Origin of the sequence: Mycobacterium kiyosense, assembly GCA_021654635.1 — a bacterium.
Taxonomy (GTDB): domain Bacteria; phylum Actinomycetota; class Actinomycetes; order Mycobacteriales; family Mycobacteriaceae; genus Mycobacterium; species Mycobacterium kiyosense.
In genome coordinates this window covers 4,600,513-4,620,621 of the sequence record AP025179.1, presented here as the reverse complement: position 1 = coordinate 4,620,621, position 20,109 = coordinate 4,600,513, and the positions used below count along the sequence as shown (strand labels likewise).

The 20,109-nt window shown below is 64.4% G+C and carries 15 protein-coding genes and 5 pseudogenes; 3 read left to right on the top strand and 17 right to left on the bottom strand.

Annotated features, from left to right (window positions below; genetic code table 11):
- Positions 1 to 56 precede the first annotated feature (56 nt).
- The 5 genes and pseudogenes from L6444_RS21710 to L6444_RS30770 form a co-directional block, all read right to left on the bottom strand.
- A complete protein-coding gene (locus L6444_RS21710; protein ID WP_236977179.1) occupies positions 57 to 1,235 on the bottom strand; it encodes a thiolase C-terminal domain-containing protein in 1,179 nt (392 codons plus the stop codon).
- A gap of 9 nt (positions 1,236 to 1,244) precedes the next feature.
- Entirely contained in the window at positions 1,245 to 1,682 is a 438-nt protein-coding gene (locus tag L6444_RS21705) for a Zn-ribbon domain-containing OB-fold protein (RefSeq protein ID WP_236977177.1), read from the bottom strand.
- A 6-nt stretch (positions 1,683 to 1,688) separates the two neighbouring features.
- Complete coding sequence (locus tag L6444_RS21700) at positions 1,689 to 3,143, bottom strand: aldehyde dehydrogenase (protein ID WP_236977175.1); 1,455 nt, start codon at positions 3,141 to 3,143, stop codon at positions 1,689 to 1,691.
- 324 nt (positions 3,144 to 3,467) lie between these two features.
- Positions 3,468 to 3,614: pseudogene (locus L6444_RS30775) on the bottom strand (cytochrome P450); the annotation flags it as partial.
- Positions 3,615 to 3,726: 112 nt separating this feature from the next.
- A pseudogene (locus L6444_RS30770) lies at positions 3,727 to 3,939 on the bottom strand (cytochrome P450); the annotation flags it as partial.
- A 926-nt stretch (positions 3,940 to 4,865) separates the two neighbouring features.
- On the opposite strand from L6444_RS30770, the pseudogene L6444_RS21690 reads away from it, so the two are divergent.
- A pseudogene (locus L6444_RS21690) lies at positions 4,866 to 6,032 on the top strand (aromatic ring-hydroxylating oxygenase subunit alpha).
- Positions 6,029 to 6,835 (top strand): SDR family NAD(P)-dependent oxidoreductase, encoded by an 807-nt coding sequence (locus L6444_RS21685; RefSeq protein WP_236977174.1) that lies wholly within the window; start codon positions 6,029 to 6,031, stop codon positions 6,833 to 6,835. Before L6444_RS21690 ends, L6444_RS21685 begins: the two are co-directional and overlap by 4 nt.
- A gap of 99 nt (positions 6,836 to 6,934) precedes the next feature.
- Here the strand turns inward: L6444_RS21685 and L6444_RS21680 are convergent, their stop codons facing one another.
- The 12 genes and pseudogenes from L6444_RS21680 to L6444_RS21625 form a co-directional block, all read right to left on the bottom strand.
- Positions 6,935 to 7,585: a TetR/AcrR family transcriptional regulator gene (locus tag L6444_RS21680; RefSeq protein WP_236977173.1), complete on the bottom strand. Its 651-nt coding sequence runs from the start codon at positions 7,583 to 7,585 to the stop codon at positions 6,935 to 6,937.
- Positions 7,586 to 7,622: 37 nt separating this feature from the next.
- A complete protein-coding gene (locus L6444_RS21675) occupies positions 7,623 to 9,149 on the bottom strand; it encodes a class I adenylate-forming enzyme family protein (RefSeq protein ID WP_236977172.1) in 1,527 nt (508 codons plus the stop codon).
- 24 nt (positions 9,150 to 9,173) lie between these two features.
- Positions 9,174 to 10,340 carry a thiolase C-terminal domain-containing protein gene (locus L6444_RS21670; RefSeq protein ID WP_236977171.1) on the bottom strand — a complete coding sequence of 389 codons (1,167 nt, stop codon included), beginning with the start codon at positions 10,338 to 10,340 and terminating at the stop codon, positions 9,174 to 9,176.
- Positions 10,337 to 11,095 (bottom strand): Zn-ribbon domain-containing OB-fold protein, encoded by a 759-nt coding sequence (locus L6444_RS21665; protein WP_236977170.1) that lies wholly within the window; start codon positions 11,093 to 11,095, stop codon positions 10,337 to 10,339. The genes L6444_RS21670 and L6444_RS21665 overlap by 4 nt, the downstream gene beginning before the upstream one ends.
- The gene (locus L6444_RS21660; RefSeq protein ID WP_236977169.1) at positions 11,092 to 11,988 is read right to left on the bottom strand and encodes a hypothetical protein; all 897 of its coding nucleotides are present in this window, start codon (positions 11,986 to 11,988) and stop codon (positions 11,092 to 11,094) included. The genes L6444_RS21665 and L6444_RS21660 overlap by 4 nt, the downstream gene beginning before the upstream one ends.
- 7 nt (positions 11,989 to 11,995) lie before the next feature.
- Positions 11,996 to 13,174, bottom strand: a complete 1,179-nt coding sequence (locus tag L6444_RS21655) for an aromatic ring-hydroxylating oxygenase subunit alpha (RefSeq protein WP_236977168.1) — start codon at positions 13,172 to 13,174, stop codon at positions 11,996 to 11,998.
- Positions 13,175 to 13,179: 5 nt separating this feature from the next.
- Positions 13,180 to 14,414 (bottom strand): annotated as a pseudogene (locus tag L6444_RS21650) (cytochrome P450).
- Between the two features lie 43 nt (positions 14,415 to 14,457).
- Positions 14,458 to 15,335, bottom strand: a pseudogene (locus tag L6444_RS21645) (SDR family NAD(P)-dependent oxidoreductase).
- Positions 15,336 to 15,699: 364 nt separating this feature from the next.
- Entirely contained in the window at positions 15,700 to 15,894 is a 195-nt protein-coding gene (locus tag L6444_RS21640; protein ID WP_236977167.1) for a ferredoxin, read from the bottom strand.
- 306 nt (positions 15,895 to 16,200) lie between these two features.
- A complete protein-coding gene (locus tag L6444_RS21635) occupies positions 16,201 to 17,442 on the bottom strand; it encodes a hypothetical protein (RefSeq protein WP_236977165.1) in 1,242 nt (413 codons plus the stop codon).
- A gap of 17 nt (positions 17,443 to 17,459) precedes the next feature.
- Entirely contained in the window at positions 17,460 to 18,614 is a 1,155-nt protein-coding gene (locus L6444_RS21630) for a sulfotransferase family protein (RefSeq protein ID WP_236977163.1), read from the bottom strand.
- Between the two features lie 2 nt (positions 18,615 to 18,616).
- On the bottom strand, positions 18,617 to 19,327 hold the full coding sequence (locus L6444_RS21625) for an SDR family NAD(P)-dependent oxidoreductase (protein WP_236977161.1): 711 nt from the start codon (positions 19,325 to 19,327) through the stop codon (positions 18,617 to 18,619).
- Between the two features lie 148 nt (positions 19,328 to 19,475).
- Between L6444_RS21625 and L6444_RS21620 the strand changes: the two genes are divergently transcribed.
- On the top strand, positions 19,476 to 20,099 hold the full coding sequence (locus L6444_RS21620; RefSeq protein WP_236977159.1) for a TetR/AcrR family transcriptional regulator: 624 nt from the start codon (positions 19,476 to 19,478) through the stop codon (positions 20,097 to 20,099).
- Positions 20,100 to 20,109 lie beyond the last annotated feature (10 nt).

Genomic DNA, 20,109 nt, shown 5'->3' with positions numbered 1-20,109 from the left:
AATGCTAGTAGGTTTATCCGTGTGGGGCAATAAGCCTGTCTGCCGACGCGCCGGAGTCAAAGGGTGTCGGCACTGCCCAGCAAAGCGGTGGACACGACGGGATCGCCGGGCCCGCCGGTCATCAGCGACAGCGCGGCCCCGGGAACCTGATTGGTGGAGGTGCCGCGGATCTGGCGTACGGCTTCGTTCACCAGACTCATGCCATGGATGAAGCCTTCGGCGAGGTTGCCGCCGGAGGTATTGATCGGCAGCGCACCACCGGGAGCGATGAGGTTGTCGAATCGGATGAACTCGGCGGCGTCTTGCAGGCTGCAGAAGCCGTGCTCGATGATCGCCGATACGCCCATGCCGGTCATGTTTTCGTAGATCTGGGCCACGTCGACGTCGCCCGGGCCGAATCCGGTTTCGGCCCACAGCCTGTCCGCGACACCCTGGAAACCCGCCGACCAGTACGGGTTCTGGTTCTCTTCGCGCATGCCCCAGTCGCGGGCCGCACCCATCGGTGCGCCGAGCAGATAGGCCGGCGGCTGGCGCAGCTGGGCGGCCCGCTGCGCGGAGACCATGATGACCGCGACCCCCGCGTCGTTTTCGCGCGAGCAATCGAACAGCCGGTAGGGCTCTGAAATCCATCGCGACGACGCGTATGTCGATTCGTCGAGTTCGGTCCCACGCCCGACAGCCGCGGGATTGCGCTGCGCGTGAAAATACGACGCCAAAGCCATGTCGCGGAACGTGCGTGCCGGTACTCCTTCGGCCTCGATCAGCCGCATCGAGCGCATTGCGCACATTTGGGCGGGCCCGTCCAACCCGTTGACCAATTGCTGAGCCGGGGTGTCGTCCTGGGCGACGTCCAGCCGCAGGCGTTGTCCCCCCGTTTCGGACATCGCGCGGTACACCGCGACCACCTCGGCCTGCCCGGTTACGATCGCGGTCGCGGCCAGGCCCAACGCCCCTGGGATACCGCCGCCGTGGGTCCAAACGAGTGCCCCGAACCGGAGCTCTTTGGTGTTCAATGCGGGCATCATCCGTTGCCCGTCGTTGCGTTCGGCGCCGTAGGAGACGAATCCGTCGATATCTGCCGGATCGATGCCGGCGTCGTCGCACGCCGCCACGATGGCCCGCAGTGCCAGCTTCAGCGCGGGCTGTCCGGAGGTTCCACGTTTGTAGAACGGTGTCTGGCCGATGCCGACGACCGCCGTTGTGCCACGCAGCATCGTGTTGATCGACGTGCTCATTGCGGGTTCTCAGTCTCCGGTCAGTTCCCAACGAATTGTCGCGTATCCCTTGGCTTTTGCCGATGGCGCGTCGATCTTTCCCCGGACCGGCGAGCCGATGCGCAAGTGCTCCTCAGCGCCATCCAACACGCCGGTGACTCGGGCGCCACCGGCAGCGGGAATCTCGGCCAGGACAACGACGTAGGGGAGGTCGGGGGAGCGTTCGGTGGTGCGGTCGAAGGTATACCAACACCGCGTCCACGCGTACACGGCGCCGACTGGATCGACGGGTTCCCAGTCCAGTTCCCAGCCGCCGCACTGCCCGCAGCGAAAGTGTGCGGGCCAGACCCAGCGTCCGCAGTCCGCGCAACGGGGAAGCTCAAAAACGCCTTCTTCCAATGCTTCCCAGTACCGGTCGTCGGCGCCGATGCCGCCGGAGATGCGGTGGGTGCGGAAGCTGTACTGCATACTCGTTCAGCTGAACATTGCGGCGGTCGGCGCGTCGAGATTGACGGTTTTCAACTCGTAGTAGGCCTGCACGGCTTCGGGTCCGGTGTCGCGGCCGATGCCGGAGTTTTTCACCCCGCCGAAAGGCGCTTCGATGTTGTACACGAAGGCATTGACGCTGAACGTCCCGGTACGCACTCGCCGAGCGACGTCGGCCGCGCGGGCCGGGTCGGTCGTGAAGACCGCGCCGTGCAAGCCGTAGTCGGAGTCGTTGGCGATCGCGATGGCCTGCTCCAGGTTGTCGTAGCGCAGGACCGCCACCACCGGCCCGAAGATCTCCTCGCGGCAGATTCGCATGGAGTTCTCCGCGCCGGTGAAAACGGTGGGTTCGACGTAGAAGCCTTTTTCGAGGCCGGCGGGAATCCCACCGCCGGTGGCGATCACGGCGCCTTCGTTCTTGCCGGCCTCGATGTAGGACAGCACCCGGTCACGCTGGCGTGCCGAAACCAGCGGCCCCATCGTGGTGGCGGGGTCGAACGGATCGCCGACGACGAACGATTCGGCGGTCGCCACCAACGCTGCGGCGAATTCGTCGTAGCGACTTGCCGGCAGCAGCACCCGGCTGTAGGCCGCGCACACCTGACCGGTATTGAAAAAGCAGCCCATGGCCAGACCGGTCATGGTGGCAGCGATGTCGGCGTCGTCGAGAACGATTGCCGCCGATTTACCGCCCAGTTCCAGCTGTAACCGCTTGAAGCTGCCGCCGCACTCCCGGCCGATCTCACGGCCGGCCGCAGTGGAGCCGGTGAAGCTGACCTTGTCGATCCCGGGATGCGCGACCAGGGCGGCCCCCGTCTCGCGGTCTCCGGTGATCAGGTTGAACACCCCCGCAGGCAAGCCCGCCTGAGTGAATGCCTCGGCGATGAAGAATGCGTCCAGCGGCGTCTCCGGGGCCGGCTTGTAGACCACGCTGCACCCGGTCACCAGGGCCGGGATGATTTTGGCGATGGCCATGTTGAATGGCCCATTCCACGGAGCGATCGACGCCACCACGCCCACCGGTTCCTTGATCACCGCTGCAGCGCAAGTTTGGGTCTGCCTGACCTCGCTGACCGGATCGGCCTGTGCCGCCTGCAGGAAGAAGCGGCCCGTGTCCAGCGCGCCCGGGATCTGGATTCCGGCGATGCTGACCGGCAGGCCCATCTGCGCGGTGACGAGTCGGCTGATCTCATCGATGCGCGAGCCGAGCAACTGCAGCGCGCGCTCCAGTACGTCGGCCCGCTCGGCCACGGTCATAGCCCGCCAGGTGCCCTGGTCGAACGCGGTGCGGGCGGCCTGCACCGCGGCGTCGACGTCGTCGACACCCGCGTCGGGTACCTGCCCGATCACCTCTTCGGTGGATGGGCAAACGACACTGATCCGCCCCTTCGACGCGGGTTTGCGCCACTCGCCACCGACCAGCAATTCTTCATGCACGTGCACGCGGTCTCCTGCTTTCTCCCCGGACCACACTCTGCCGAGTGTCACTTTCCAACAACGAGATTCGGGCGTTCGACCTGAACTCCAGGTACTAGAACGAAGCTCACGCCGTGGGCTGCGCCGGCTGCGCCTCAGGGGTGAAGCGCGTGTGCAACTCCAGCACGCCCCGCACCTGCGCGGTGTTCGACACCGAGGGTCGATCGGGATCGGGCTCGATGTCGGGCAGCCGACGCAGCAATTCCTCGAAGGCGATGCGAAGCTCGACGCGGCGCGGGCCAGATGAGAGCCCAGGCATCGGTGCGGGCCGGTGCCGAAGGACAGGTGCCGGTTCGGGGTGCGGCTCACTTGCACGTCGTCGGGATTGTCGAACTCCCGTCCGTCTCGGTTGGCACCGGCGAGCATGACCAACATCTGATCGCCGGCCCGCAGCTGCACACCGCCCAGTTCGGTGTCGTGCACCACCCGGCGTCCCATGGAGACTGCCGCCTCCATACGCAGCACCTCTTCCACTGCGGCAGGAATCAGGCTGGGATCTGCGACCAGCGTTGCCCGCTGGTCCGGGCGTTGCCCGCTGGTCCGGGTGAGCGGCCAGATGGATGATGCCCCAGGCCAGCGACCCCTGGGTGGTGTGCAATCCGGCGATGAGCAACAGCATGAAGATGTTGCACAGCTCTTCATCGGTGAATTGTCTTACCTCACCGTCGATTTCGATGTAACTGTTGATGATGGATGCGGTGACGTCGGAAGCGTCGACCGAGCGGTTGCGCCGGTCGGTGACCACGGCGCCGAAGTAATTCATCATCCGCGCGGCCGCGGCGGCCCGGGCTGCCGCGGACTCCTCTTCGGTGCCGCCCGGCACGCCGTGCAGCGTGGTGTCGGTCGCTTCGGTGAACATCGGCGCGTCCTGCAACGGCCAGCCCATCAACGCCAGGAAAACCCGCGCCGGCAGCTCGTGGGCGAATTCGGATATGTACTCCGCTGATCCGCGCGCGGCGAACCCGTCGATCAACTCCGTCACGATGGCTCGGATCTGGGGTTCCAGCGCGTTCATGCGGTTCGGGTTGAAAAGTGGTTGCAGCGCATGCCGGAGCACCGTGTGCAGCGGCGGATCGTATTCCAGGGGAATGAATTTGCCGAAGCCGTGCGGAACCAGGTTGTTGGGATAGCTGGAGAATCGGGCGGGGTCGCGCAGCACCTCCGCGACTTCCTTGTATTGGGTGACCACCCAGTGACCGCCGTAGTGCGGGGAGTACACCACTGGACCCACCGCCGCCAGCTCCTGAACTCGCTGTTGGAACACGTCTTTCGGGGCGGCCAAGGCGGGGTCGTAGACGTCGAAGTCGACGACGAGCTCAGCGGGGACTGTGTCGGTGGTAGTGGTCATAACAAGCTTGCTCCTAAGCCGTACCATTTGCTGCGCTGACTGTGTTCCTGGGGCTGCCCAGTCGGCCCGGGTAAGCCGTCCGTGCCTTCCCGGGCACTGCCGACCGATGCCCGTTGGGGCGGCGGGCAATGCCTATAACTTATGAGTATAGGTAAACTGTGTCAAGCGTCACATCCGCTGGTCAGCCGCTTATTTGCGGCATCACCTCAGCCGGCGTGCGAGTGCTCGGCGCGATGACGGCCTTTGTTTGTCCATATGAATGGTGTAAACCTAGTGATAGTAGATATTACGCGACGCGCTTGGCATGGTGAATCGCAAGGAGGCACGGCGTGACGAAGGCTCTGGCGGGTTCGGCGGCGCCCCACGATCGCATCTCGAAGCTGCTCAACCACCTGAAAAACGGCACCACAGCGGAATTCGACGACGTGGTAACCATCCAGCCCAGCGAGTTCACCGATCCGGCGATCGCCGCGCGCGAACGCGAACTGGTGTTCGGCCGGGTGCCCTCGATCGTGTGCCACGGCTCGGAGATACCGCGCCCGGGCGACTTTCTCACGCTGCAGATGCCACGCAACAAGGTCATCGTGGTGCGTCAGAGCGACGGCGGTGTGAAGTCATTCGTCAACCACTGCCGGCACCGCGGCGCGCTCCTCGAGGAGCAGGAGCGAGGCAAGGCAGCTGTCGGCTGTTCTCCTGTGGATACCACCGTTGGTCCTACAACCCCGACGGCTCGTTACGCGCGGTGACGCGGGGCAACACCTTCGGCGATGTGGATCGCGCCGCGCATGGGCTGATCGAGCTGCCCACCGAGGAACGCCACGGACTGGTATGGATGGTCGATGAGGCCACGGCGTCCATCGACGTGTCCGCTTGGGCTGGGCGAGGCTTTCGATGAGCTGCTGGGCAGCTATCCGCTCGAGCGGCTCGTCACCTTCCGCAGCGCGGCCTATGACGAGCCGGTCAACTGGAAGATCATGCAGGACGCCTTCATCGACAACTACCACATCCAGTACGCGCACCCCAATTCCGCGGGAAAGCACGTCTACACCAATGTGCAAACCGTCGAGGACTACGGGCGTCACGTACGCATGACCACCCCACGCAAGTCGATCGACCGTGTCCTGGACGACGACCCGTCGATCGAGCTGCTGACCAAACACATCATCGACGGCCATTTCCTCTTACCCAACAGCACTTTGCTTCGCCAGACCACGCATTTCGAGTTGCTGACATTTCGGCCACACCCCACCGAGCCCGGCCGTTGCCGGATGGAGATGCGGATGATGGTTCCCAGCGTCGCGGACTCAGGCATGGATGACGCACGGTGGCAACAGCTTTGGGAGAAGAACTGGGCCATCCTGCAAGCCGTGCTTTTCGACGAAGACTTTCCGCTGCTACGCGGATCACAGCAGGCCATGGAAAGCGCGAACGCCGGACCGATGCTGCTCGGGCGAAACGAGTTGGTGAACCATATATTTCGCCGAGAGCTGCAAAAGCTCACATCGTGACCGAAGGCAATGCCGACCAGCCGCTCGATGCTGCACAACGGCCACCCTTCAGCTACGACCTGAGCGGCACCACGGTGGTGGTCACTGGCGGAAACGACGGCATTGGTGCGGCTTTGGCCAGAGGTGCGGGGCTGGCGGGCGCGGCGGTGGCGATCTGGGCGCGAAACGAGGCCCGCAACGAGGCGACAGTGGCCGCACTGCGTGCCGAGGGCATCGAAGCCTGGTCGGTAATGTGTGACGTGGCCGTCGAAACCGACGTCGAAAGCGCCATGAGCGCCACCCTGCAACGTTTCGGTCGCGTCGACAGCTTGTTCGCCAATGCGGGCATCGCAGACTTCGCCCCGTATGTCGAAACGCCCCTGGCCGATTGGCAGCGCGTCCTGCGCACCAACCTCGACGGCAGCTTTCTGACCACACGAGCCGCTGCCAGGCACATGGTCGACCGCGGGAGCGGATCCATCGTGGTGGTGTCGTCGATGGTGGCGCGCTATGGTGCCGCACGCCAGGCCGCCTACGCCGTGACCAAGACCGGCTTGGTCGGTCTGGGCCGGACCCTGGCTGTGGAACTGGCCCGCCATGGTATCCGGGTGAACATCTTGGTACCAGGGTGGACGACCACCGCAATGAACGAGTTCCTGCGTGCCGATCCGAGATTCATGAAGGCTGCTACCGCGCGAATCCCGTTGCGCCGCTGGGCAACCGCCGATGACTACCTGGCTATCGCACCGTTTCTTGCGCACCCCGGGCTGACGTACCACACCGGCAATGAAGTGGTTGTCGACGGGGCCTACAGCGTCTTCTGAGCGACGAAGCCGTTTCAGGGGCCACCATCAGCGCGAAGCCCGACTACCCGGCGGCCTTGACCAGACCGGGTTCAGCTCTATCGGTTTTGCCGAGCGTGCCTACTTGTCGCCCGTCTCGGGCATAAACGCGGGCAGCACGAAACGTTGAAGCATTTCCCGGGTTGCGGGCTCGTCGACGCCGGCAACATCGCGGCGCCCGACCAGAATGAACTGCACCAGCGCCAGCCACTGGCCCACCGCCAGAACGTCGAGATCCGAACGGATTTCGCCGCGCTGGATCGCCCGTTGCAGCACCGGCTCCCACATCTCGGCGGTGAGCTCGACGACCAGCGCGGATCCGTTCACGATCGGCGTGGTCACACCGAGGCTCTCGGGGCCGACCAGGATCCGCACGATCGGGTCCTTGCGGCCATGGTCGACGAGGTACAACAGCCCTTCGACGAGTTGCCGGTCGAAAGACTCGAACCCGAAGATATAGTCGCGGGCACGATCGAACAACATCCGCGTGCGCCGTTCGATCAAGGCGCACAACAGATTGTCGCGGTCGCCGAAGTAGCGGTACACGGTGGGACGAGATACACCGGCCTGCTTGCCGATGTCGTCCATCGTGGTCTTCGAGACGCCGTAGCGGGCGATGACATTCTCGGCCGCGGCCAGGATCTGTTGGCGCGCCTCGGCGGCATCGGTGCTCAGGACGCTGGTGTTGGTGCGCCGCTTGGCCCTGCCGTGGCCGGCCAGGCTGAGGGACATCCCCGGCGGGGGTAGCAGAACCGCACCGGCCCCGGAGTCATCTCGCCCGGGTGAATCGTTGGCTGATGTCATGATATTCCTCTCGGACAGCCTGTTTGGCGATCTTTCCGCTAGGCAACCGGGGCAGTGGGTCCGACCGCAGCACCACATACCGTGGCACTTTGTAGTCGGACAACAGTCGCTCGCAGTGCGCGATCACCGCGGCCTCGTCCAGGCCTTCGGCGTCGGGTTTCACCGTGATGATCGCCGCCGGCGTCTCACCGAAGCGTTCGTCCGGCGCCACGATCACGGCCACTTCGGCGACACCGTCAAGGCTGCCGATGGTCGCTTCCAGTTCCACCGGAGAGATGTTGATTCCACCGGAGATGATCAGGTCCTTCATCCGGTCGACGAACTTGATGCGTCCCTGTTCGTCGCGCGTTCCCAGATCCCCGCTGTGTAGCCAGCCGTCCCGGATTGCCGCGGCCGTAGTCTGCGGATCGTCCCAATATCCCGGCGTTACCCCGGGACCGCGCACCACGATCTCGCCGTGTTCACCAGGTCCGACCACCGAGCCGTGTTCGTCCACCACCGCGACTTCGGTGAAGATGGAGCCGCTGCCACAGGAGTCGGGATGGGCCATCGCGTCGGCTCTCTGTGTCGCGGTCGCGACACCGCCCGCTTCGGTCATTCCGTAGATCTGGCGCAGCAACACCCCTTTGTCGGCCCAGCGCTTCAGCAGGTCCGTAGGCACCGCCGCTCCGCCGACGATTGCGGTTTGCAGCGAGCTCAAGTCCGCGTTGCGGAATTCTTCGGCACGAGAAAGAGACTCGAAGATCAGCGGGACGCCGAAGATCGCGCGGACGGAGTGCTGCTCGATAAGTTTGACCGCGCGCGACGGGTTGAGTTCTGGCTCGACGATGAGCGTTCCGCCCAGCACCGTGGTGATCAGCAATCCGTACACCAGGCCCGGCGTGAAAGCCAACGGCAGGACCAGTAACGTCACGGTGCCCGGTCGGAAACCCTCTTCGGTCAGCGTGTTTTCCAGCACCATGGCCAGCAGCGTGTTGCTGGTCAGGATCACGCCTTTGGAGAGGCCGGTGGAGCCGCTGGTGAAGATCACCGCGATCGGCTCGTCGCCGGCCGGGTCGACGCGGAAATCGTCGGGAGCGCCGGTTCGTTCGGCGTCGACGTAGTCGAAAGACAGCACCGCGAATTCCCGGCCGGCCTCTCGTGCCTCGTGCGCTACGGCGGTATGGGTGGGGGCGGCGATCAGTAAGCTGAGCCCGGCGTCGTCGGCGATCTTGCGGATTTCGGCTGCCTTGAGGCGGGCGTTGAACGGCACCATCACCGCGCCGGACTTCATGATCCCCAACGCCGCCACTGGCCACTGCAGGGCGTTGGGCGCCAGCACGCCGACCCGATCACCGGGTTTGACGCCATCGTCGACCAGCCGACGTGCCAGCCGACCGGACCAGTCGTGCAGCTGCCGATAGCTGAGTTGCTCCGCACCGAGGATGATGGCGGGTTGATCGCCCTTGGTCCTTGCCCACCAGTGCAGTGCGGAGCCGACTGTCGCGGCCATTTTCCTCCTCGTTTCCCCAGCGGGTCAGATGGTGGCGGCCGACCCGAACACCGTCGAGCTCACCAGCGGGGCCATCGGTCCGCCGATCAGCAGCGAAACATCAGCATCGACAACAGGATTGGGCGAGCCACCGCGAATCTGCCGCACCGCCTCGGCGACCAGGCCGATGCCGTGCACGAAACCTTCGGCGATGTTTCCACCGGCGGTGTTGATGGGGAGGTGGCCACGCTGGACGGTCAAGTTGTCGACGGTGAGGACCTCGCCGGCGGCCGGCCCAGGTGGGCACAATCCGTGATCGATCATCGACGCTACCGCCGGACCGGTGAAGTTCTCATACACCTGCGCCACGTCGACGTCGTTCGCCGTCAGCTGCGCGCCCTCCCACAGCCGCTTCACCAAAGCGGGATGAAATCCCGCGCTGGTGTAGTTGCTTTCGTTCTCGACCGATTCGGTCCAGCCGGCCGCCGCGCCCTGTACGCCGGACAGGATGTAGGCCGGCGTCCCGCGGTAGTCCCCGACGCGCTCCGCGCTGACCACCAAAACCGCTGTGGCACCGTCATTTTCGCGAGAGCAGTCAAAGAGTCGTAGCGGTTCGGAGATGAGCCGAGCGCCCCGATAGCGGTCATGATCGAGTGGCTGACCGTAGGCTACCGCGCTCGGATTGTTTTGTGCGTGGTGGTAACCGGCCAGCGCAATCGCTTCCATCGTCGAAGGTGGTACCCCGTCGACTTCGAGCATCCGCTGGGTGCGCATCGCACACACCTGGGCCGGAGCCATCATGCCGTGTGCGGCGTAGAGGTGGCCCATGTGTCCCTTGTTGTATGCCCCGCGACCGTCGGTGGCCTCGGACAGGCCGCGGTAGACCGCTACGCAGCTGGCCTGACCGCTGTGTACCGCGGCGGCAGCGCAGTTGACTGCGGCAGCGACCGCACCGCCGCCGCCGCCCCACACCTGGGTCGACCAGCGCACTTCATGGACGCCCAGCGCGGCGCCGATAGCCAGACCTTCGCTGGAATCCCCTGCGTAGGAAACGAACCCGTCCACGGCGCGCGGATCGGCACCCGCATCGTCGCAGGCCCGCAGAATGGCCTGCAGCACCAACTGTGCCGACGACAGCGGGCTGGTGCCGCGTTTGTAGTAGTCGGTGGATCCCACACCCACCACTGCGGTCGAACCTCGAAACCCGCTCACCGGACGCCTCCGTCCGAATCAGGCTGTAAGTGCCAGCGCAGCAGGGGCCAGTACCGGTCGTCGGGCGGCTGCTCGATGGTTCCACGAACGGCCGCTCCGATGCGCGGGGTCAGCCCGTCGGCGTGGGCGAGCACCCCGAGCACCCGGCGGTTGGCGGCTGCGGGGAGTTCGACGAGCACCACCACGTAGGGAAGGTGGCCGGTGGCCTCCGGGGTAAAGGGTTGCCAGGTGCGTGTCCACGAGTAGATGGTTCCCACCGGTTCGACGTCCTCGAATTCCAGTTCGAAACAATGGCAGCCCGGGCAGATGGGGCGCGGCGACCAGATCCAGCTCGTGCACCGCGGACAGCGCTGTATCAGTAATCTTCCCGCTCGTAGCCCCTCCCAGTGCGCGGTGTCCAAACCGTCGGGGGACGGGCCGGTGAGACTCGTCCACGGCGGGGTGTCCGGGATGTTGCGGACGCTGGCCACTCGCCAGCTGCCATCGGTGAACCGCACCCAGTGGCTGCGCAATTCGAACCATTGGTCGTCGAGCTTGGTGTACCGAATGGTGACGTCGTAGCTGCCCGGCTCTGCTTCGCGGATGGTGCGCACCTGCGCGTCCTTGAGCTGGTCCGGGACTTTGGCTGAGGCTATCAACTGACCTACGCGGTCGGGCAGAAAATCTGCCAGCACTGTCTTGTTGTCGCCTGCGGCAACAGCTTTACCGTGGGATTCGGCGGTGCTGGCCAAGTCGGCCGGAATCGTGTCGCTCATCGGTGGCCCCCGATTTCGTAGCGCACATCCGTGCGGTCGTGTTGGAAGCCGGCCATCCGGCAGGCGTTGACCATCGCTGTGTCGTCGGCGTCGACGTAAACGATCACGCCGGTAAGTCCGGCCTCGTGCGCGACGGCCGCCGCGCCGTCGAGGAGTCGGCGGCGCTGGGCCACTTCGGCCGCCGGCGGAGCGCTGGCGGACACGATGGTGCCGCAGCGGCCGAATTCGTCGGACGCCACGGCCCGCAGATCCAGTGCTACGACTCCAAATATGCGCCCCGCCTCACGCAGCGCATAGGTGTGGCCTCCGCCCGGGGACGCCGACACCCAGCTCAGCTCGGCGAGTGATGTATCGTCGGCGGGTTCGAGAACCGGTGCAGCGGTGGCATCTTCGAGTGTGTCGGTCGAGCGGATAAGTTTCCACACCCGTCGGGTGCGCGGGATGAGGAACCGGTTCGAAAGCCGGCCGGCAGCCGGATGGTTGCCCTGTGCCCAAGCGGTCACCGTATGCGCACCGGTGTCCAGCCAGCCGCCGGGAGCGGACGTGTCCAAGCCGACGCGTTCCACCAGAAGCGTCATGATCCCGATCGAACGCAGACTGGGGTCTATGACGGCGCTGGCGTAGGCCGATCCGTCCGGCTGGCAACTGAGTTGCAGCAACCCGGCGATCCGTTCGGGTTGATCGGGCTCACCCATGGCGGTGGCGTGCGGCAGCATCCAGATCAACAGGTGGCGTTGTGACGAATTTGGTTGGGACATAGCGCGATCGACGTCGGCAAAGTCGATCCGATTGTATTCCGGCTCAGCGTCGTAGTCGGCGGCGCGGCCGAGTAGGTCGGACAGTTCGGCCGATTCGTCGGCACTGAGCGTGGTCCGCCATTCATATTTGATCATGGTGGGGTCATTCTGTGCCGCTGCCTTCGGCGATCAGCTTTTTGGTCTCCCGGCGAAATACCTGGTTGGCGGTTTCGTTGCGGCCCAGCAGCATATCGCCGGCATCCGCGCTGGCCATGCCGCGCTGCGAATTGCGCAGCAACGGGAAGTCCTCGTTGTGCAGGACGGCCAGCAGAATCTCCCAGTTCTTGTCCCACCGGCGGTTCCAGTGCGCCTCGTCCATGCCGGACTCTTCCTGACTGGGAACCATGAGTCGCTGCTCCATGCGCGACTGGGCGGGATCGCTCGGATGGGGGCGGAAGGTCAACAGCTGGAAGTGGTCTGGCTGGCGGAGCAACGTGCTGTTCGGCAGCAGGAAATGCGTCTCGGTGACGTAGCGGTCCAGCTCGCGGTCGCCCGGATCCTCTTCCAGCCAGCGGTCGATGGACTTACGAGGCGCGATGAATCGGCAGTGCCGACCGAAGTCCTCGAATGCCATCACATTGGTGTGGATGATCTTGCCCGCGGTGTTCGGGTGCGCGTACTGAATGTGGTAGCCGTCGAGGAACGCATCCTGCATGATCTTCCAGTTGGTCGGTTCGTCGAAACCGGCCGACCGTACGCATTGGAGTTTGTCCAGGTGATAGCCCGCCAAGATCGAATCCATTTCCGGGCCCAGCCAGGCCGCGACGTCGATCGAAGCGTGAGCGTTGTCGACCACCCAGATGAAGCCGTGCCGCTCCTCACACGGCAACTCCACCAGCCCCTGCTTCTTACGGTCGATCTCGCCGAACGTGGCATCTCGGGTGACCATCCGCAGCGAGCCGTCGGGATCGTAGGACCAACGGTGGTAGGGGCAGGAGAAGAACCGGCACCTGCCCTTCTCGTTGTCCTCCAACAGCGCGCCGCGGTGCCGGCACAGATTGACGAACGCCTTGACGCCGCCGTCTTTTTGGCGCACGACGATGACGTTGTTGCGTGGCATCTGCACGGTCATGAAGTCGTACGGACGCGCGATCTCGGTGCCGTGGGCGATGATCGATGGGACCCGGCCGAAGATGAGATCCCGCTCCTGTTGCGCGAGCACCGGATCGGTGAACTCGCTCGCGGAAAAGCCGACGACGTCGTCGAACTTGTCGGTCGTCTCGTTGCGCAGCAGCTCGATCGCGCGACGGATTCGGTCCTGACGGGGCAGTGATGTGGTCATCGGACTCACTTCTCTGGTGTGAAGGTGATCGGCATGCGAAGGCAGCCGCGCACCTGCGTCGAGTGGAAGATGGGGGGGATCCTCTTCCACCAGTTGATAATCGGGGATACGCCGGTGTAACTCTTCGAGGGCGACAGTCAACTCGATGCGCCCGAGATGGGAGCCCAGGCAGCGGTGCACCCCGGCGCCGAAGGACAAGTGCCGGTTGGGGGGAGCGGTTGATGTCGAATTTGTCGGGTTCGGGGAAGGTATCCGGATCACGGTTGGCCGAACACAACATCAGCAACAGCTGGTCGCCGGCGGCGATGTTGACACCGCCGAGTTCGACGTCGCGGGTTGCCCGGCGGCCGGCGGCGACGGCCGCTTCGATGCGGAGTATCTCCTCCACCGCCTTGGGGATCACGGCCGGGTCGGCCAGGATGAGCTCTCGTTGGCTGGGGTTGTTGACCAGATGCACGATGGCCCAGGCCAGCGATCCCTGCACGGTGTGCAGACCACCCATCAACAGCAAGTAGAACATCAAGATGAGCTCTTGGTCCTCGAGCAACCTTGTGCCGTCCGGTAATTCGACCTCGGTATTGATCAGGGTGGACGTCGCGTCGTCGCGTGGATTGTTCCGGCGGTCCTCGATCACCTTCTGGAAGTAGCCGGCCACGGTCAGACCGGCGGCGATGCGGGCCTGGTCGGACTCCTCTTGCGTGCCACCAGGTTTTCCGAACAACACGATGTCGGTGGCCTCGGTGAACAGCGGGGCATCTTCCAGCGGCCAGTCCATCAGGGCCAAGAAGATCCGGGCCGGTAACTCGTGGGCGAACTCGGAGATGAATTCGGCGTGGCCCTTCGACGCGAACCCGTCGATCAATTCATTGACCACGGTCCGGATTTCGCCCGACAGCTTCTTCATGCGCTGCGGACTGAACAGCGGTTGGAGGACCTGACGGTAGGCGGTGTGTTCCGGCGGGTCGAGCTCGAGCGGAATGAATTTACCGAAATCGACGGGTGTGACGAGGTTGTTCGGGTGACTGGAGAATGTCTCCGGGTCGGTGAGCACCTGATGAATTTCCTTGTACCGGGTGATTACCCAGTGGCCACCGTAGGCCGGCGAGTACACGACGGGGCCTTTGGCGGCCAGCTCGGCCACTCGCTCCTGAAACACGTCGACCGGGGTGGCCAGGTCCGGGTCGTAGACGTCGAAGTCGGTGACGAGGTTCGGGGGTACGCGGTCCATAGCTGTTGTCATCTCTTTACGCTCCAATCGTTGGCGAACTCAGTTCGGCACCAGTTCAATTCGCCGTGGGAACGGGCTCGGGGTTGAGGTCGTCGGGGAACCACATTCCGACGCGGGCAAGGGTTCCTCCGTCGGTGGCGCCGAGGGTGGCCCCGGAGATGTAGGCCGAGTCGTCGGACACCAGGAACAACGCCACCTTGGCATTGTCGAGCAGCGACGGGGGGGCGGGGGATTTTCAGTGGGATCGGCGACACGGTGGGATTCCACGGGCCCGCAACCTCTTCGTAGGACTGGCCCACCACCGGGGTTCCCGGGGGCATCAAGAAGTTGGGTGACATGCCATGGGTTGGCGCAATGGCGTTGACCCGTATTCCGTAGCGGCCGAGGTCCAGACTCAGGGCGCGTACCAAGCCGTTGACGCCGGCTTTGGTCGCACAGTACATGGGGATCTTTGGGTAGGCGACGAGAGAGGCCGCCGAGGACGTGGCGAGAATGGTGCCGCCGCCATTGGCTTTCAGGTGGGGGGACCGCGGCCTGGGCGGTGTAGATGACGCCACTCAGGTTGACGCCCAGCACATGTTGCCAATCGGCTTCGGTCATATCCTCGAACTCGATGGCCGGTTCGGTACCGAGGGCCGCCGCACCGCCGCGCGACACGATTCCCGCGTTGGCCCAGGCGATGTCAAGCTTGCCGAAATGATCGACGGTGTTGGCCACCGCGGCGGTTATCTGGTCCTTCTGCGCGACGTCGGCGGTGATTGCGATCGCGTCACCGCCCTGTTGCTCGACCAGCTTTGACGCCTGCTCGGCACGATCCGAGTCGATGTCGACGATCGCGATTCTGGCGCCTTCGGCAGCGAACAGTTGCGCCGCCTGCCTGCCGAGGCCGGAACCCGCTCCGGTGATCAAGGCTACTTTGCCCTCGAGTTTCATCGTGCTCCTTCGGTTGGCGGTGCGCCCCCGGCCCGAATGGCCTCCGGTATCGAAGCCCTGGGCTGATGGGCGAGGTCGTGGCACTGTGGCAGCACGCCGGTGTGACCCCGGCTACATTTGGCTGTCGCCTTAAACTTACGACACTAGGTATGAAACGTCAATCAAGAAATGTCAGCTGGATTGCGGTCACCAGTCCGGTCGGCCCCGACGGTGTCGCGGATCTACCGAAAAATTGTCCTGAAAGGCGGATATCTTCCGGCTGACGGGTCGCGGCAGGAAGGTGTCACGCGTCGGACCTGCGGCGCGGGTCTGCGACGCTTTAACCTATGGCGAGAAGGTTATTAGCCGGCAGCGCCGATAGTCGCTAGTCCTCTTCGAGGATCAGCGCAAGCTCCGGGCAGGCGTTGACGCCATCGCGCGTCACCTGTTCGTCGCCGGCGCTGACGACGTGGTCCTGCAGGATTGAGTAGCCTTCGTCGTCGATCGGGAACAGATCCGGGTCCACCGCATAGCACTGCGCATGCCCAGCGCACTTGCTGCGTTCAAGGCGCACCTTCATTGCCTATCGCCTCCCAAAACAGTTCGGCGCCAAAGGGGCTGGTCGGTCATATCCCGCACTGCGCAGTTCGGAGACCTGGGCGCATTCACGCAAAACTATAGGCTTAAGTTGTTTTCGAGTCCAGGATGCGCCGCCTGCCGAGGGCTCAGGATCGCCTGTCCGGTAGGCGCTCCTATCACGCCCACCTCGCCAATCCGACTGGTGGGCCGCCGGTCCAGACGGGCTCTTTGCCGAGTCGCGTCGCCGAACGTCACGCTGGCGCAACCCGGGGCGGCCACAGCTGCGCTGGCGTGACGCCGGGGCGCCCTACCACCGCCGGCGCAACTGTGCACCCATCCGGCGCTTACGAATCTCGGCCTCTCGCTGGGCCGGTGTCACGTCGCGTACCTGGGGCCCGAGTTCGGCACGCACATCTGCGAACTTAACCAGCTTCGCCTTGGGCTCGTAGTCGTTGGTACGGTCCATGCGTCCCCAGAGAAAGCCCCTGCGGTGGCCCACGGTGTCCAGCCAGTTCCACACCCCGGGATCCCGATCGCAGACCACGACACGGAACACCCCCGCCGCGTCGGGTTCGGCCTGTGATCCGTTGATTCCGATGAGCCGGTTGTAGAAGTCGAGGGTGTTGGTCACCTCGTTGGCAAGCTGCAGGTTCCAGTACCGGCATTCGCCGGGAGCGATTTCGAGGATCAACGCCTCGTCGGGCTGCAGGTCGAAGCGGCCCGCGATGTACCACTGTCCGGCGCGGCCGGCCTGGTCCGGGGCGTAATCGATCTTGACCAGATTGTTCACCAATCCCGGTGCCCCGAGACCGGATTCGGCGTGGATCGGCACATCGAGGGTCTTCAGAGACGCATACATGAACTCGGGGACGCGGGCCAGCATCCCTTGGATCTCCTCGGCCGTCCTGCGGGGCTTCGCGGCGGGTGTGTCGAGACGGTCGACGGCGATTCGCGCGTCGACCTCATTGATCCAGTCGTAGGCGAATTGGCGCACGAGAAGGTAGTTGGTTTTCGGCGGCAGCGGCCACCAGTCGCCCGTCCAGCCGTCGGGGCGCCGTGCGCTCAGAATTACTTCGAACCAGCCCGCGTCGTCGATGGTGACATCGTCGTCGAGATCATAGTTCGCCAGTGTCGGACCGAAACTGAAGTCGTCATTGAGCTTTCCCCATGCGAATACCGAACCGTCGCCGAGCTGCAGGTCGACGACGCGCAGGGTGCCGCGAAAACCGGCGAGTTTATACACGCCGCTGTCGTCAATCGGGGTCATGTAGTACACGCCGTCGGGATTGATGTTGCCACCGTTGTTGAAAACCTGCCCCCAGCAAGGGAAGAAGTCGGGGTGGTGGTCGTTCGCCCAGGCCACCGTCATGAAGCCGGCGCCGATTTCCGAGTACAGAAACCACAGTAGCTCCGCGCGCAGTTGCGGGTCGTCGTCGACCTCAGGCCACATCTCGGCGACCTGTCCGCCGAGCTCGAGAAGCGGTTCGGTATAGGCGCGCCACTGCTTGTCGGCGGCGGCGATCGCGTCCGCTCGTGCCTGCTCTGCCATTCTCGATCCTTTCTCCGCTAAAGGTACTTTTCGTAGCGGTCGATGTACGGGGCGAATGAGGTTTCGACGAACGACGCCTCGACGTTGTAGTCGGCCAACGTGTCTCGGCACGGCTGGTGGTTGCGTCCCGCATCCATTGCGAGCCAGGCTTCAATATTGTCGATCGCCCGCTCGGTCAGTTCCATGCCAAGGAAGTCGTAAACGGCTTTCGCGACGCCGATTTCGTCGCTCGTGATGTCATTGAATCGCAGGTCGAGGGTTTTGGGCTCCGGATAGGTTGCCCGCCAGGCAAGATGGCCCTTTTGAGCTTCGGCGAAGTTGTGGATCATCGTTTCCCCGGCGACGGCGGTGAAGTCGGCGTCGCTGTATTTCGAGCGGCTGCCGCACATCAGGTTGCACATCGATGCCACCGTCTGCAGCGGGTGGCGATGGGTGACAATGAAATCCGTACCGGTGAACACCGCCGAGTAGGCGCCCTCGAAGCCGAACATCGATGGGGTCTTGAACACCCAGCGCCTGCCCAATCCCCGGTAGTGCTGCCATTGGATGTACTGGATGGTTCTGCGCATGTCCTCGAACGCCGCCAATGGCGACGATCGCAGCACGTACTCGATGTACGTCGGGACGTCGAGCAACGCCGCCCAGGTATAGAGACTGTTGAAGCCGGCGTCGAGCAGGCTGAGTTCCTCTTCGGCTTCCTCGGCGAACATCGGGTGCGCGCGCTGGAAGCCGGGGGCCTGCGCACTGACATGCGCCAGGTGGCGGTAACCCGCCTCGATGCGCGGGTCGGGCCCATCCGGGTCGGCGTCCGGGAACGGCGCGAAATTCAATGATTGCCAGTACAGCAAGGCATTGAAATCGCCTGTGGCCGCGAGCATTCGGTGCAGCTTGGTGGATCCCGTGCGCGGCATACTGGTGATGTAGACCGGCGGCAGCACCTCCTCGTCCGCGATTTCGGGGTGCAGCTGCAGGTCCCGGTTCATCCGGAGCCGGTTCACCAACACCCGCAACAGTTCTTCCTTGAGAGCCTCCTCGTACTGCGGCGTCAAGCCAGCCTCGTCGTTGATCGACTTGATCAACACGGCCATGCCGTCGGCGAACTGCATGTCGCCGTAATCGTCGAGCCCGGCCATCGTTCTCGCCTCGTTCAGCAGCGATTGCGCTTTCAGCATGACTAGACCACCACACCCATTCCACCGTCGACGTTCAGCGTGCAGCCCGTCACGTACGAGGCGTCCGGGCCCGCGAGATAGGCCACGGTACGGCCGATGTCGGCCTCCGGATCGCCGAATCTGCGCATCGGGAAACGTGCCAGCAGCGCGTCGCGGATTTCGCCTTCGGGGTAGAGCATGTCGAGCGCGTCGGAGGCCACGGCGGGCGAGATCACGTTCACGGTGATGCCGTGCTGGCCCCACTCCTGGGATACGGTGCGCGTCAATGCCCTAACTCCCTCTTTCGTCGCGGCGTACGCGCTGAAACCGGGCCAGTTCAAGTAGCCCACCATCGAGCAGGTGTTGATGATTCGGCCGTACCCTCGTTCCCTCATGGGCTCGAAACAGGCCTGCATGAAATTCCAGGTGCCCAGAAAGCCGGATTCCCAGGTCTCGCGCAGCTCGGGCTCGGTCCAGGTCTCGAAGGGATGGTCGACGGGAATTCGCTGTGCGTTGTTGACCAGAATGTCGATGCGACCGAAGCGATCCAACGTGGCAGCCACGGCGGCATCGACCTGTGCCCGGACGCTGACGTCGCATTCCAGCGGCAGCGCAGTCCCGCCGATCTCCTCGATCTCGACTGCAACTTTCTCCACGCCGGCCATGGTGGTGGCAACCAGTGCGACGGCGGCTCCCTCTTCTTTTGCAAGGGCCAGCGCCTCACCGCGGCCCACCCCCCCCGGCTCGCTCCGGTGACGATAGCCACCCGGCCGGACAACCCACCCATCGCACGCCTCCTTTGGCGGCTGAAATTTTACTCGGGCGCCTAAAAATATTGACACCGCGTATGCGCTGTCAAGGGTTTGCCTAAAGTTTTGGGTTATGGCTGAGCTCCCGGAGACCTTGTCACCGAAGCAGCTGGCAAAGCGGGGCGAGATAATCGCTGCGGCGCAACGGATTCTCTTACGCGACGGCCCCGGGCGTTGCACCACCCGCGCGGTGGCGCGGGAAAGTGGACTCAACCAGGGTCTGATCTATTACTACTTCGAATCCCTGGAGGACATCCTCGACGCCGCCATGGGCGCTTTCGCCGACGACCTCGTCGCCGCCATCGACGGCGCCAGGGACGCCGAAGCCAATGTCACCGACCGGTACTGGGCACTGTTTGAGGCGTACTTCGGAATCTTCGCCGAACAACCAGGTTTGGCGACCGCCTGGTTCGAATACTGGATCATTGCAACTCGCAGCGGCCGTACCGACTCCCTGGCCAAAGTCCAGGACACCGTCGTCGAGCACCTCGAGCAGGTCCTGGCCGAGACCGGTGTCGACGATGCGGCGGTGCGGGCTCGCCTTGCGATGTCGTACATCCTCGGCGTCCTGATCAGAAGCTGGGCCCGGCCCAACGACCTGGCGGGCGTGCGCGCCGAAATCGAGCGCTTGGCCTACGCGGTGCTGGGTGGACCGACCCAAACGGCAGACGATGCTGGCGACGCGGCGAATCCCTAGCTGGGCCGAA

Coding starts and splice junctions, on each gene's coding strand:
- L6444_RS21710 (WP_236977179.1), bottom strand. CDS start 1,235: ATGAGCACGTCGATCAACACGATGCTGCGTGGCACAACGGCGGTCGTC.
- L6444_RS21705 (WP_236977177.1), bottom strand. CDS start 1,682: ATGCAGTACAGCTTCCGCACCCACCGCATCTCCGGCGGCATCGGCGCC.
- L6444_RS21680 (WP_236977173.1), bottom strand. CDS start 7,585: ATGTCCCTCAGCCTGGCCGGCCACGGCAGGGCCAAGCGGCGCACCAAC.
- L6444_RS21675 (WP_236977172.1), bottom strand. CDS start 9,149: ATGGCCGCGACAGTCGGCTCCGCACTGCACTGGTGGGCAAGGACCAAG.
- L6444_RS21665 (WP_236977170.1), bottom strand. CDS start 11,095: ATGAGCGACACGATTCCGGCCGACTTGGCCAGCACCGCCGAATCCCAC.
- L6444_RS21660 (WP_236977169.1), bottom strand. CDS start 11,988: ATGATCAAATATGAATGGCGGACCACGCTCAGTGCCGACGAATCGGCC.
- L6444_RS21655 (WP_236977168.1), bottom strand. CDS start 13,174: ATGACCACATCACTGCCCCGTCAGGACCGAATCCGTCGCGCGATCGAG.
- L6444_RS21640 (WP_236977167.1), bottom strand. CDS start 15,894: ATGAAGGTGCGCCTTGAACGCAGCAAGTGCGCTGGGCATGCGCAGTGC.
- L6444_RS21635 (WP_236977165.1), bottom strand. CDS start 17,442: ATGGCAGAGCAGGCACGAGCGGACGCGATCGCCGCCGCCGACAAGCAG.
- L6444_RS21630 (WP_236977163.1), bottom strand. CDS start 18,614: ATGCTGAAAGCGCAATCGCTGCTGAACGAGGCGAGAACGATGGCCGGG.
- L6444_RS21620 (WP_236977159.1), top strand. CDS start 19,476: ATGGCTGAGCTCCCGGAGACCTTGTCACCGAAGCAGCTGGCAAAGCGG.